Source organism: Paenibacillus sp. MMO-177 (assembly GCF_037147795.1).
In the GTDB taxonomy this organism is placed as follows: Bacteria; Bacillota; Bacilli; order Paenibacillales; family Paenibacillaceae; genus Pristimantibacillus.
Map to the genome: position 1 here is coordinate 975,788 of NZ_JBBCUR010000001.1, position 13,673 is coordinate 989,460.

Consider the following 13,673-nt stretch of genomic DNA (forward strand, 5'->3'; position numbering starts at 1 on the left):
CCAAAAAAATCTCTTCTATTATATATACAAAAAGGATCAGGTTACGTTCCCCTGATCCTTTTCATTTGATTTACATTCCTCTGAATGAGCAGTCCGCAGCAAGCTCCGATAAACGACAAGGCCGACATGCACGCGTATAAAGCAGGTCCCCCTATCCAATCGAAGAGCAAGCCCCCTAACGTCGAGGAAATAATACTCGATATCCCGAACAGCAGCATCGCAAGTATCGTTTGTCCGGTCGCTTTCCATTGCTCAGGAATTAAGGTATACAGGTATTGAATGGATGCCGCATAAAACAATACGAACGAAACCCCTTGCAGAAGCTGCAGCCATACAATCGCGGCCGGACTATGCCACCAGGCCGACAAGGCAAAGCGCAGCACGTAAAAAGCAGCCGCGACGGAGATGACCTGCAATTCCCTGCCAGGCTTGATGAAGCGGTTGATAAGCGCAAAGAACACAACCTCCGCCAGCGTCATAATGAACCAGGCCAATCCAACCATTCTTACCCCGCCGCCTAGGCTTTGCACATACAAGCCGACATAGCTGTCATTCATCCGGTGAGGGATAGCGATCAGAAGCACAAGCAGCAGAAACTGCACGGTGCGCTTGTCCTTCAGGAAAGGCAGCATATCCCGCCAAGCCACCGGCTTTCCGGCTGCCGGCGTTTCGGGCAGCAAGGCGCAGAGCAGTAAGGCAACAGTTCCGTAAGCAGCATACAAGTACATAAAGCTGCCCATTCCGTACCTGTCTCCAATGTACCCTATTATATAGGAAGCAACAGCATAACCTAGCGCGCCATACATCCTGACGGTGCCAAAGCCAACTCCCGCTTTCTCCGCCAAGCGGTAATTCATGCTCTCCGTTAACGGGTCGGCAGGCATCAGGAAGAAGTACATCGCAGCCGTAAGCGCAAATGCCGCAGGCATAAGCGATATCGAGAACAGCGCCATCCCAAGTCCAATAGAAGCGGCAAGCAAGATAAGGAGCACAGCCTTTACCTTTTTATATTTATCGCTAATCATCCCCCATAACGGCTGGGAAACGACTCCGATGATGCTTCCCGTTCCGAGGATCACTCCAATCTCCGATGCCGAAATGCCCTTCTCTGCGAAATATAATGGCAGGAAGGACAAGAACATGGCGAACATCGAGAAATAGAAGAAGTTATACCCCCTAAGCAAAGCAAGCTTCATATCTTTCATCCCTTCATCTAACCTGAACCCATCATACCCTATTTAGATGAAGGAATACATTCATCATTCACTTAGCGAAGAGGAGCAAATCCGTTAATCTCAGCGAGAATTTCATCTGCTCGCGCGAGCACCTCGTCTGTCAGGACAAGATCGATGGCCTTTATGTTCTCTTCGATTTGCAATGGACGGCTTGAACCGATTATCGCGGAGCTTACGCCGGGCTGGCGAAGCACCCAGGCTAACGCAAACTGCGACAGCGTAGCGCCCAGTTCTCCGGCAAGCTGCTCCAGCTTCTGAACGCAGGCCAATACATCCTCGCGCATATAGCTGTTGATCACGAAGTTAGTCCGGTCATTGGCCGCGCGGCTGCCGGAAGGGGCGGCTTGACCCGGTTTGTATTTGCCGGTTAATACACCCTGCGCCAGAGGAGAGAACACCACTTGCCCGAGGCCTTCTCTTTCGCTTGTCGGCAGCACTTCTTTCTCGATATAACGCTCAATCATATTGTAGATCGGCTGGTTCGAAACGAGCGGCCGAAGACCAAGACGTTTGCCGATTCCAACCGCATCGGTAATTTGCGCGGCTGTCCACTCGCTGATGCCCGCATAGAGCACTTTGCCCGAAGCAACAAGATCGTCCAAAGCACGAAGCGTTTCTTCGACCGGGGTCTCCGGGTCATAACGGTGGCACTGATAGAGGTCAATATAGTCCGTGCCAAGACGCTTCAAGCTGGCATCGCATTGCTCCATGATATGTTTGCGCGACAAGCCGCGGTCGTTTGGTCCGGCATCCATCGGAAAATACACTTTCGTAGCCAGCACGTAGCTGCTGCGCCGGAATTCTCGCAGCGCTTCCCCCATTACCTTTTCCGCTTCACCGCGATTATAGGCATTAGCCGTATCAAAAAAGTTAATGCCGTTCTCATAAGCAAGCCGGATACATTCCCTTGCCGTGTCTTTCTCGGTTGCGTCGCCGTAAGTAAGCCAGCTTCCAAGACCAATCTCGCTAACTTTTAATCCGCTGCTGCCGAGTCTTCTATATTTCATCTTTGACTTCCTCCTCGCCTGATCTCTTTCAAGGCTAAGTGTACGGCAGGCTGTATTCTTTTTAAAGTAGTGAATGTTTTTTCAATTTATTATTTCTATTATATATACTATACTGAAAGTAACTTTGGCTCGTTAAGAAAGAAAGGAGCTTTAATGATCATGAATGCGAATAATTACATTCCGAAGGAACCGGAAACGATTGAATGCAATATCGAGAAAACATTGGACGTCATAGGCGGGAAATGGGCATTTCTTGTAATCAGAGAGCTATTCTGCGGTACAAAAAGATTCGGGGAGCTCCAGCGTCTGATTCCGGCGGTCAGCCCTCGGGCACTGACAAGCACGCTCCGCCACCTGGAGGAAAAAGGGGTGCTTGAACGGCATGTATTCCCGACCGTACCCGTTACGGTTGAATATACCCTTACGCCAAAAGGCGAAGACCTGCATGCGATTCTGAAGCAAATGAAGCTGTGGGCAGCCAAATGGACTTAGCTTAACATTTTCTTACTTTTACTTGCTTTTTCTGGCGAGTGCATGTATACTAAAGAAAGTTGTGTTATATTTAACCCCTGTATATCCCTCCAAAAAACAGAAAAATTCATGATTTCCTCGAATTTAGATTTTTCTTTTTCTGTTAATTCCAATCCTTACGAACAGTAAGAACTTTGATTCACACTGGCGCGGTCTAGGAGCCGCAAGGACGGAAGAGAGGCAGGGCTTTCGTTGTTTTAAAGTATGCTTACAAGCTGCTTTGCCCGTTACGCAAAGCAACCCAGAGTATGCGCAAGATGAACATCTCACACAAATCTTGTTGCAATTAACAAGGGATATGAACCGCGCGGTCAGCTGATGATGCTGCAATCGAGTACACGTACTGCCGCCGAGGTTAAATATAAGGTACACAAATCAGCGGCACCCGATATCGGGTGCCGCTATCCATTTCTAGCCGTTTTTTCCCTGTGCCGCAAATTTGTTATACTCTTGAAAGCTCATATAAACGCATAACACAAGAAAGCAAATAAACAACGTGGAGCTTATATTGCCGTAGATCCCCCGCATATTGCCAACCATCGTACCAGCGAATATGACCGCCATCGCCCCCGCTAGCGTCAGCCATACCCCTATCCCATAACCGGATAACCTCATATCAGGCGGCATACTCTTCTGCCTCCGGAAGGCAAGGCCAATAAATAAGCTTCCAAGGAACAGAATCTGTACGCCAAACGATATCGGCAGCATGCCAAAAGCGTAGAATAACGAAACCTCATCCGTATTGTCGAATGAGATTGCCGCCAGAATGGTTATGACAATCCCCATGGGCAAATTGATAAAGTCGAATTTCTTTTTCTTCGTGTAAGAAGCAATTCCTGTCAGAATCGCAATATACAGCGCAGCGAATTTGATGAGAAGGACGGGAACATAGAGTGAAATGAGGAACAAGTCGATCCTGTCCAGAAAATCGGTAACATGAATCTGCTGCACTAGAATCCAACCGATATACAGAACCCTTGAGGAAAGAATCGGACTAATGACACCAACGACACAAAACAGCCAGATGGTAAGCATCATAGCGGAATAGATGACGCCGGTTTTCATCGCGATATAAATATCGCGCGGCTTACGCACATGATGCAGGAAGGACCCGAATATGATCAGGTCCGTGAAGGAGCTTAAGGCTAGTACTCCCCCCTTCAACGGCTGAACGGCCCCGCCGCTTAAAAAGGGCTTTAACTTGTGCAAATCGATTTCGTTCAACAAGAACAACGGTGTTAGAGCATAAAGGGATAGGAACAAGAGGATAAACACCACATTGGTCCGGAACAAATGCTCCATGGATCCCCCTGCGTAGTAGGACAGCAGGAGCATTGTCATAAGCAAAATGTAGATTTGCGGCGTCCGCAGCAGAATGGAAGAACTGAAGAAGTCGCTGTAAATGCGCAGCTGGCTTATTAAATCCAGCGTAAGATACGCAATTAATATGCCGTTGAGCAGCCCTCCAAGCCATTTGCCGCAGGAGTATTGCATCATTTCGTACATATTTTTGTCCGGGTTGAAGCGCATCAGCCTCCACATCAAATAGGCCATAAAAATGCCATACGGAATCGGAAACAAATAAGCGAACCAGGCATCCTGTTGGGCGGCCATCGTAATGGCCGTCGGCATCGTATTCATATTGGAAGCGATCAGCAGCGAGCCAACTAGCATTGACATCTGTATGGTCGACACTTTCATCCGATCTTGCATTCTAGACCCCCTGCCCCCTCATCAGAACATAAATGCCCATAACCATTGCCCGCATGAAGGTAATGTTCATAATGGAGTAGATTTTTTTATTGACGCAAAATGCGATTAATACAGCGATGATGCCCACCACCGTAAAAAACATCGCTTTGCTTCCTCCGTTTTTCATGTTCTTCCATTTCACCGTAGCCGAGCCGATCAACAGAACAATCACAAAGACAATAAACCCCAAATCCATCTACTGATCCTTCCTTCCCAGATTCTCGCTGGTCATCCCAAATCTGAACAGGTTTGCATCGGCGGTGACCTCAAACTTGACTTGAGGGAAAATCTTTTTCCAATCCTTGCGGTACTGCTTGGTCCAAGTCTGAGGGTACTCGCGGTACACGTGAAGTCCGAATCCTACGGCATCGCAATTTGAACGCTGCATACTTTCAAGGGCGAGCTTAATGTCCTCTATTGCCCGATTGGTAACCATTCGCTCAATCTGCTTCCGTTGCTCATAATCGTCATAATTTCTGTTCATGTTCCTATCTTCATTGACGCTGGCTTTCACCTTCGAATGAATCCGAAAGGTTAGATTGCCGTTCTGAATAATCGGTTTGATGCTGACTCGGGCTTCGTTGATGGAAACAGTAATGTAATTTCCCTGGTCATTAAAGGTCTCATCGTATTTACGGAATTGTTGATTCAGCAGCCGGAGGCCGATAGCCGCGCTTCCTTTTGCTATCCCTGTCATTTTGCCGTCATCCGTCAAAACAAAGCCTTCGATCAGAACATCCTCTGCTTCAGAGCCTTTAATTCTGGTCTTTACTTTCTCGATGTAAGGGAAAAAGGCATCTTCCCCAGTTACGATAATTTTGGTGACAATGTCCTTCACGGTAATCCTCACGCTTGCCTCGGATTGAAGAAGTTCCCTCATGGATTCCGCAGAGAAGCGTTCAAGACGCGTATCGGCATTTAGTACATCCATGGCTTTACCTTTCGTTATCGCTATAAAGGCGGTTAGCCGATTTTCCGGCGTGCGGGTCAAGGCATCAATAACCGATTCTACCCCTTCTGTCCTTGCCAGCTCCTCACCAATAATGATGACACGCCGATGTCCAAAGAACAGATGTCTTGGCAGACGGAATTGCATCTTGGAGACCGCTTCACGGACCGTTTTCCCTGTCTCGGTCTTAATGGCATACGGTTTTTGCCCGCCGGAGCCTCCTCCTCCGCCTGCAGTGCTTCCCATGTTGCCAGGGAGTGGTATAAGCACGCTAACCCTGAAATGATCATCTTCTTTATCAATGGCACTGGCCAATACAAAAGCTACGTCGTTAATTTCACGGCGATCCCAGCAGCCCGTCAGCGTGAGGAGCATACCTACACACACGCTTATGGAAACCGCACGCCATAATAGGATTATTATCATACGGGTATAGGACACTCCTCTCCTGCTTATTCAGGCTGCGGACGCTGGCGTTGAAGATTTTCGGGATTCAAATATTTCGGACGCTTCCGCATCTTCCACCATGGGGCGCGCACCATGATATCTTTCATATCGGACGTATCAATCGGCGTTACAGGGGCCAGGTAAGGAACGCCAAATGTCGAAAGCTTCGCCAAATGACCAACAACAACCATCGCCGCAATCATAATGCCAAGCAAGCCAAAGATTGAAGCGAGCAGCATAATCGGAAAGCGGAGCATCCGGATCGCAATCGCCGCATTGTAACGGGGTAATGTAAAGGAAGCGATACCTGTCATCGATACGACAATAACCATTGCTGCCGATACGATACCTGCCTGAACCGCTGCCTGACCGACTACAAGCGCTCCCAGGATACTGACGGCCTGACCAACAATCCGAGGCAGCCGGACGCCCGCTTCCCTTAACGCCTCGAAGGAGAGCTCCATAATTAACGCCTCTACGACGGCCGGGAAAGGTATCGCTTCGCGCGAGGCCGCTATGCTAAGCAGCAGACTCGTAGGGATCATCTCCGGATGATAGGTAGAAACCGCGATATACAATGCCGGGGAAAACAAAGCGAAGAACAGGCTGAAAAGTCTTAGCCAACGTAATAAAGTTCCCACCATAAAGCGCTCATAATAGTCCTCGCTTGCGTGCAGCCACTGCCAGAAGCCAAACGGAGCAATTAAGGCAAACGGCGTGCCGTCGACTAGTATGGCAACCCGGCCTTCAAGAAGAGCCGCTGCTACCGTATCGGGGCGCTCCGTTGTTTGCACTTGCGGAAACGGGGAAAAACCCTGGTCCTGAATAAACTCTTCAATATAACCGCTTTCCAATATGCCGTCGATATGAATCCGGCTTAAGCGGTCCTCTACTTCATCCAGCAGCTTTGGATTTGCAATGCCGGCCATATAAGTAAGGATCACATTCGTATTCGTCTCGGTCCCGATGACGAAGGACTTCATCTTCAGCCGCGGCGACTTGATTTTGCTCCGCACAAGCGACGTATTCGTACGAAGATGCTCGTTAAAGCCTTCGCGAGGGCCGCGAACGACTGTTTCCGTCTCCGGCTCGGCTACGCTGCGGCGTATCCCGCCCCGAAGGCCAAGGCAGACCGCTTTATCCTGCCCGTCAACGAACAGCACGCTGTCCCCGGACAGCAGGTTCGTCAGCAGTTCTTTATAGAACTGGATCTTGGAAGCCTGGACAACCGGAAGCGTATGCTCGGTTATGAGGTCAATGGTAAATTCGCCGCCTTCGAGGATCATTAGCGCCTTCATTGCATCATCAACGGCGCTTGTTGTTACCATCCCGTCGACATAGCAGAGCATCGCCTTGGGACCCCTCTCGATCTCAAACTGGCGTAGCACCATATCCGAGCTGTCCTTGAAGAGCTCCTCCATGATTTTGTTGTTCTCTTCAATCGAAGGCCGAATGGGAACATCCTTAAATTGATCAATAGCGTGATGATCCAATTTTCCTTCGGGCAAGCTTCTGACCTTTGTTTTCGTTGGCACTGTTGTCACCACCGTTCATTAATACCGGTTATCATTTCCTAAATCGCCTAAATTATGATGAGCGTTCTGTCCTGCATGATTCGGCGTCCAAAGCGCCAACCTATTGCTTATGAAGGGAGGGAATGACCATGACATCGCCAAAAAACCGCCGCGAGAACGCATGGAAGCAGCGTAAGCATACGCAGCATCCAACGCATGGCAAAGTGAAATCATTCGATGAGTTGAGCAAGGAAGTTGGCCGGACTAATCCTAATGATGTAGAGATTTACTAAAGGTGAGCTCGCTGCGCAGCTTGGTGAAATACAGTTGGGATGAAGGTATACAGCCGCTGCGCGGAAATAACGTCCTTCCGATCGCTGTTGCCCCCGAATTTCTTCGATTATAATCCGCTTATTGCGGATGAAATTCGGGGGCAAAGGCGCACACTTCGTTTCTCCAGTACGTTATTTCCGCTGCGCTCCCTCACCTTTTCTTTTTTTGGGGGACGTTTCGGCAGTCAGCTTACCCTGACTGCCGAACTTATTAGCGAAAGGCTGAAATTCAGCCTTACAAACACCGTTATATAAGCTCAGTAAGCTTGTAACTGAGCTTTCCCTTTTATTAACACAAGTGGTTAAAGGGCAGACGGAGCAATTCGAATGATTCTGTAGAAGCTAGCGTATGCTTCCGAAGCAGCTTTCTTTCAGAAAGCTTTAAGCGTTCGCTTTTGCTCGAGGATTCCAACCTTACCGTTGATTCAAGGAATCCTCGAGCAATGGCGATCGGAAGAACATTCGAATGCGTAGGTCGCCTCTTTAAACAAACGAATGCGCAGTCGCCTCTTAACCACGACAAAAAGACCACCCCTTAAGATCTTAGGGTGGTCTTTTTGTCGTGCCGCTATTCTTTTACGCCGCCGAGCTGCATGCCGACAACGAAATATTTCTGCAGGAACGGATAGACTACGAGAATTGGCAAGGATGCGACGATTGTAATGGCAGCGCGAATCGAAAGAGGCGTAACCATCGCTTTTGCCGCGCTTGCATCGCCGCCGTTTTGCAGAGCCGGATTGCTATTCGAGTTCATCGCCGATGAGAGCAGCTTCATCAATTCGTATTGAAGCGTGCTTAGATCCTGCTTCGAGGAGGTGAACAGGAACGTGTCGAACCAGGAGTTCCACTGTCCTACCGCGACGAACAAAGCGACTGTCGCAAGCACCGGTTGGCATAACGGTAGAATGACCTGCAAGAAGATACGGAAATCCCCCGCCCCGTCTACTTTTGCCGATTCGATAAGGCTCTCCGACAGCGTCCCGATATAGGTACGGATTACAATCATATTAAATGCGCTGACCAGTCCCGGCACGATGTATACCAGGAAGTTATTGAGCAGATGAAGGTCCTTGATCAGGAAGTAATACGGGATCAGACCCGCGTTAAAGTACATCGTCAATACGATAATAATCGTTATAGCCTTACGGAAAGCATATTCCTTCCGGCTGACCGTATAAGCCAGCATCGTCGTAAGGAACAAGCTGAGCACGGTTGCCAGAACGGTACGCGCTATCGAGATATAAAAGGCATTAAACACGGTGCCCGTAATAAATACCGCTTTATAATTCTGAAGCGTCCATTCCCTCGGCCAAACATAAATACCGCCCCGGATCGTATCAAGCCCCGCATTAAAGGATACGGCAAGCGTATTCAAGAAGGGGTAGAGCGTAACTACGGCCAGCAATATCATAATGATGGCATTGACTGTACCAAAGATCGCTGGCTCAAGCTGGACTGTTCTTTTTTTCATCGTGATCCCCTCCTTATCAAATAAGCCTTTCTTCGCCGAACCGCTTCGCTATCGTATTGGCGGCGTAGATAAGCGTGATGCTGACAACCGTTTTAAATATACCCGCCGCGGTTGCAAGCGAATAGTTGCCTTGCTTGAGGCCATATTTCAGAACGAAGATATCTATTGTCTCCGACCAGTCGACAACAACGCCATTGCCAAGCAAATATTGCACTTCAAAGCCCGCTTCCAGAATCCAGCCCAGGTTCATGATGAGCAAAATAATAACGATGGACTTAATGCCCGGCAGCGTTATATACCACATCTTATGGTAACGGTTAGCTCCGTCAATCTCCGCCGCCTCATACAGGGATGGATCAATCGAAGTAATCGCCGCCAAATAGATGATTGCATTCCAACCGACTTCTTTCCATACATGCGATGCGCCAACAATGCCCCAGAAATATTTAGGCTCGCTAAGCCACATGATAGGCTCGCGAATAAACCCAAGCTTCATCAATACCACATTGACGATACCGCCGTCTACGGAAAGCGAAGTTGCAACAATCCCTGTTACAATAATCCACGATAGAAAGTGCGGCAAATACGAAATCGTTTGAATTGAACGCTTAAATAGTTTGTTCTTCACTTCATTTAACAAAATCGCGAAAATAATTGCCGTTACGAAGCCCAACACCATATTAATGGCACTCATGCCAATCGTATTGCGCAGAACGCGCAAAAAGCCGTCATCGGTAAACAAGAATTTAAATTGCTTTAAACCAACCCACTCTTGCTGGCCAAAAGATTTAGCCGGCCGGTAGTTCTGGAAAGCCATTGTCCAGCCCCAAATCGGATAATACGAGAAGAGCATGACATAAATGAGTACGGGCAGCGACATCCACATAAGCTGACCCTGGTTTTTGAACCGCCTGGATTTGCGGGCCTTCTTAGGCTGGACAGCAGCCTCTACAGCTATTGTATCTACGGGTTTCGCCATCTCTCTTCCTTCCTCCGCTCCAAAGATAAAGCGGAAGGGCTGAGGCAGTCTGCTTCATCCCTTCCGCTTTCTGCTGCCTTACATTAATTGGTGCTCCAATTTTTAATACGCCATTGAATTTGTTCGTTAATGCGGTCCTCGTAGGCTTTTACGTTAATTTTCTTATACTCGTCTACGTAGTCCTGCCATACTTTATCGAATTGATCCGGTTTCGACATAATCGCTCTAGGCAGGAACTTCAGCGAAGCATCCGTCATTTTCTTGTTGGCAATCGAGGCATCGGAGCCGTCAATCAGGTCGATCTGCCAAGCTGGGTAGTAAACCGGGTTATCCGGCGGCTGCGTGAAGAACTCTGTCCAAGTTTTGTGGCCGTATGCATTCAGAACTTCTTTGTCGACATCCTTCAAGCTGTCATAGAACTCTTGCGGATCTCCGCCTGGCGTTGTTGCATTGCCGTCGCTCAGCGTGCCTTCAAGCTTAGGCAGGTATCCGAAAATGCCGTCTCCCAGGTTTGCAAGCTTCCAAGCCGGGTCTTCATAGTTTTTGCGTTGCTCAGGCGTTCTGGTGTATTTGCCGTCTGGGCCTACTTGATAGTCAACGCCTTCTTCGCCCCAAGTGAACATCTTCTGGTATTTCTCGTCCATCAGCTGCTCAAGCGCTTGAATAATACGCTTCGGATCCTTAGCGTCAACCGAAATACCAAAGCCGTTGTTCAAGTTGATAACGGCGCGGTCGCGGTAGTAGTCCTTAATGCTTGTGTCATAAACAAGCGGGAAGCCTACATAAGTGCGGTCGGATTTGCCTTGCGTATTCAGGGAATCTTCCGCGGTTTGGAAGTTCCAGTGCTGGTCGAACATGCCAAGGACATTGCCTTGAGTCAGCTTCGCCAGATACTGGTCATAGTTTTGCGTGAAAGCTTCTTTATCCATCAGCCCTTCATTGTACAGGCCGTTCAATTCTTTGTAATAACGTTTCGAAATATCCTGTGTCGCGAAAACGCTTGCTACGCCGTTGTCTACGACAACGCCGCCGTCATTCGGATGTCCTGTCAAATGCTCAGGCGCATTCAGCAGTCCAAATGTCCGCCAGTCGGACGCAAGTGTCGTAAAGCCGATTGTTTTCTGACCGTCGATTTCCGGATATTTCGCCTGATAATCGCGGATCAGCTTCATGTAATCGTCAAGGGTTTGAAGTTTAGGATAACCGAACTCCTTCAATACCGCTTTCTGAATCCAGAAGGCAGGGCCGCTGTAGTAAGTCTCGTTTACGTTCCCTTGATATGCGCCGTAGTTCGGCAGCCAGTAGATGTGACCGTCAGACGGATCCTTCATCCGGTTCCAGTATTTCGCGTAGTGTTCCTTCAGCTTTGGTGCATATTTCTCAATCAGATCTTCGAGCGGAATTACTGCACCCGCCGTTACAAGCTTTGGATTTGCGGTAATGAGGTCAGGATAGTCGCCGCCGGCAATCATAACACCAAGCTTTTGCTCCAGATCGCCTACCAGGAATTCCGTCTTAAACGTAATGCCCAGATCGTCTTTAATTTTTTTGAACAGCTTGTTGTCCGGTGTTGGCGATTGACCAGGAGCCCCGATAAAAGCGGAGATCTCAATTGGCTTCAATGCCTCATCCGATGCATTAGTGCCCGAATTGCCTGCGTTCGCAGATGCAGTTGGCGCAGTGGACGCGTCGCTGTTACTATTTTTGCCACCGTTATTGCCGTTACTGCACGCTGCTACCGTTAAACTCAAGGCAACCGCGACTGCCATAGTTGTCAATAACGGCTTTTTTGCTTTAACCCCCATTTGCTTCTCCTCCTACGGATTGTGTTCTTACCTCTTCATTATGAAGCATTTGAATGCGTTTACATCATAATCAGAGTTAAGCATTATCCCCCTATGATTTAAGGTGCGTTATTGTTTTTTTATACTCGGCGAGCTTCATGCCGTAACGCTTCTCAAACTGCTTCAGGAAGTGCTGATAGCTGCAATAGCCTAGTCCTTCGGCCAGCGCGGCCCCCGAAATATCCTTATTATGAAGCAGCTCTTTCGCCTCGTTCATCCTTAGATCATGCATATATTCATGAATGCTGACGCCGTATTTTCGCGAGAAGGCCTGCCCCAGATAGACCGGGTTCATATAAAAAATTTCCGCGATTTCCTTCACCGTAACGGATTCGCGGTAGTGCTGACGCAAATATTCCTCGACCTTGGCAATCGTTCCGCCCTGCTGCCGGATTCTTAGCTTTGACAGCTCTTCCCGGCATAATAGGCAAAAGCTCAGTAAAAAAGCATGCAGCTTCAACAAAGAATGCTCGTTAACCCCCGCAAGCGGATACCCTGTCCGTTCGAGCAGCTGGTCCGCATCTCCGCCAAGCTCTTTGTAGATGGCGGAGCATTGCATCATAATATGGGTAGAGAATGCCGAGATCAAGGAGGGCATCGTTCTCTGAGCGGCGAAATGATCAAAAATCTGCTGCAGACGTTCGATAATCCGCTGCCCGTCATTGGTTTCGACGGCTTCGATGATTTTTTCAGCCGCTTCCCACATATGCGAATCATAGCCGAAGGTCTGCTCCTTAATCTCATCGTAATAAAGCGGTCTCTCTCTTCGGTCATAAAAGAGATACGTCCCCGCTTCCTCCGCATGCCGGTGCGAGCTGTCAAGCTCCTCCGCTGCCTTCACCAAACTGCCGACAACCATGCTGAAGCTTCCCTTGACCGATTTTTGGATCCGTTTGTAGACAAGCTCAGCCGCATCCCGCATAGCCGGTTTGGTATCGTCCCGAAGGATGCAAGCCACCCCGAAGGAGGTCAACTCCTGATTCAGGATACAGCCCCGGAATCCTGCTTCACCGTGCCCCTTCTCAATCATTTCCTCAACCGCATCCACTGCAGAAGCTAGCTCCGTTCCGTCCAGTTCAACACGAACATATGCCCATCCGCCAGCTTCAATGGAAATACGGTTAATAGCGGCTTGATCCGCATCAGACAGTTCTTCGCCTCGGATCAAAGCGCTCAAGGCCCGGCGCTGCGCGCAGCGCTCCGAATAGCGGGCAGCCTTCTGTTTCCGGTTCTCTTCCTCTAACACTTTGTTTAAACATTCCAGCACTTCATCGGCTTCATCGCTCATGATCGGCTTGGTCAAATAATGCGAGACGCCAAGCTGAAGAGCGCGTCTAGCGTATTCGAAATCGCTGTAGCCGCTCATAACGACAAATTTAGTCTGTTTATGGCCTTCCTGCCTCATCTGAGAAATAAGCTCCAATCCGTCCATGATCGGCATGCGAATATCCGTAACGACCAAATCGGGCTTGGATTCCCGGATCAGACGGGCTGCCTCCTCGCCGTCGCCGCAGACCGATTCCACCTCAAATCCGTTCTTCTTCCAATCGATCAATAATTGAAGGCCTTCTATGGCAAATGGCTCATCATCAACAAGCAGGACACGATACAT

Annotated in this window: 12 protein-coding genes; 2 read left to right on the forward strand and 10 right to left on the reverse strand. The window is 48.9% G+C overall.

Features of this window, described 5'->3' with window-relative positions:
• Positions 1-41: 41 nt before the first annotated feature.
• Together WFK81_RS04305 and WFK81_RS04310 are read right to left on the reverse strand one after the other, a co-directional pair.
• A complete protein-coding gene (locus WFK81_RS04305; RefSeq protein ID WP_336785197.1) occupies positions 42-1,205 on the reverse strand; it encodes an MFS transporter in 1,164 nt (387 codons plus the stop codon).
• Between the two features lie 62 nt (positions 1,206-1,267).
• Entirely contained in the window at positions 1,268-2,242 is a 975-nt protein-coding gene (locus WFK81_RS04310; RefSeq protein ID WP_336785198.1) for an aldo/keto reductase family protein, read from the reverse strand.
• Positions 2,243-2,395: 153 nt separating this feature from the next.
• Here WFK81_RS04310 and WFK81_RS04315 point away from each other — a divergent pair, with 153 nt between their 5' ends.
• Positions 2,396-2,734: a winged helix-turn-helix transcriptional regulator gene (locus tag WFK81_RS04315; RefSeq protein WP_015846857.1), complete on the forward strand. Its 339-nt coding sequence runs from the start codon at positions 2,396-2,398 to the stop codon at positions 2,732-2,734.
• Between the two features lie 450 nt (positions 2,735-3,184).
• On the opposite strand, the gene WFK81_RS04320 is transcribed toward WFK81_RS04315, so the two are convergent.
• The 4 genes from WFK81_RS04320 to WFK81_RS04335 are packed head-to-tail and all read right to left on the reverse strand — an operon-like array spanning position 3,185 to position 7,456.
• Positions 3,185-4,486 carry a GerAB/ArcD/ProY family transporter gene (locus WFK81_RS04320; protein ID WP_336785199.1) on the reverse strand — a complete coding sequence of 434 codons (1,302 nt, stop codon included), beginning with the start codon at positions 4,484-4,486 and terminating at the stop codon, positions 3,185-3,187.
• Position 4,487: 1 nt separating this feature from the next.
• A complete protein-coding gene (locus WFK81_RS04325) occupies positions 4,488-4,721 on the reverse strand; it encodes a hypothetical protein (protein WP_336785200.1) in 234 nt (77 codons plus the stop codon).
• A complete protein-coding gene (locus WFK81_RS04330) occupies positions 4,722-5,900 on the reverse strand; it encodes a Ger(x)C family spore germination protein (protein ID WP_336785201.1) in 1,179 nt (392 codons plus the stop codon).
• 26 nt (positions 5,901-5,926) lie between these two features.
• A complete protein-coding gene (locus WFK81_RS04335) occupies positions 5,927-7,456 on the reverse strand; it encodes a spore germination protein (protein ID WP_336785202.1) in 1,530 nt (509 codons plus the stop codon).
• Positions 7,457-7,584: 128 nt separating this feature from the next.
• Here WFK81_RS04335 and WFK81_RS04340 point away from each other — a divergent pair, with 128 nt between their 5' ends.
• Positions 7,585-7,728: a DUF6254 family protein gene (locus WFK81_RS04340; RefSeq protein ID WP_164775478.1), complete on the forward strand. Its 144-nt coding sequence runs from the start codon at positions 7,585-7,587 to the stop codon at positions 7,726-7,728.
• A gap of 607 nt (positions 7,729-8,335) precedes the next feature.
• On the opposite strand, the gene WFK81_RS04345 is transcribed toward WFK81_RS04340, so the two are convergent.
• The 4 genes from WFK81_RS04345 to WFK81_RS04360 all read right to left on the reverse strand — a co-directional run bounded on the left by WFK81_RS04345 (position 8,336) and on the right by WFK81_RS04360 (position 13,673).
• A complete protein-coding gene (locus WFK81_RS04345) occupies positions 8,336-9,238 on the reverse strand; it encodes a carbohydrate ABC transporter permease (protein WP_336785203.1) in 903 nt (300 codons plus the stop codon).
• Positions 9,239-9,254: 16 nt separating this feature from the next.
• Entirely contained in the window at positions 9,255-10,217 is a 963-nt protein-coding gene (locus WFK81_RS04350) for an ABC transporter permease (protein WP_336785204.1), read from the reverse strand.
• Positions 10,218-10,300: 83 nt separating this feature from the next.
• Positions 10,301-12,022: an ABC transporter substrate-binding protein gene (locus tag WFK81_RS04355; RefSeq protein ID WP_336785205.1), complete on the reverse strand. Its 1,722-nt coding sequence runs from the start codon at positions 12,020-12,022 to the stop codon at positions 10,301-10,303.
• A gap of 91 nt (positions 12,023-12,113) precedes the next feature.
• Complete coding sequence (locus WFK81_RS04360; protein ID WP_336785206.1) at positions 12,114-13,673, reverse strand: response regulator transcription factor; 1,560 nt, start codon at positions 13,671-13,673, stop codon at positions 12,114-12,116.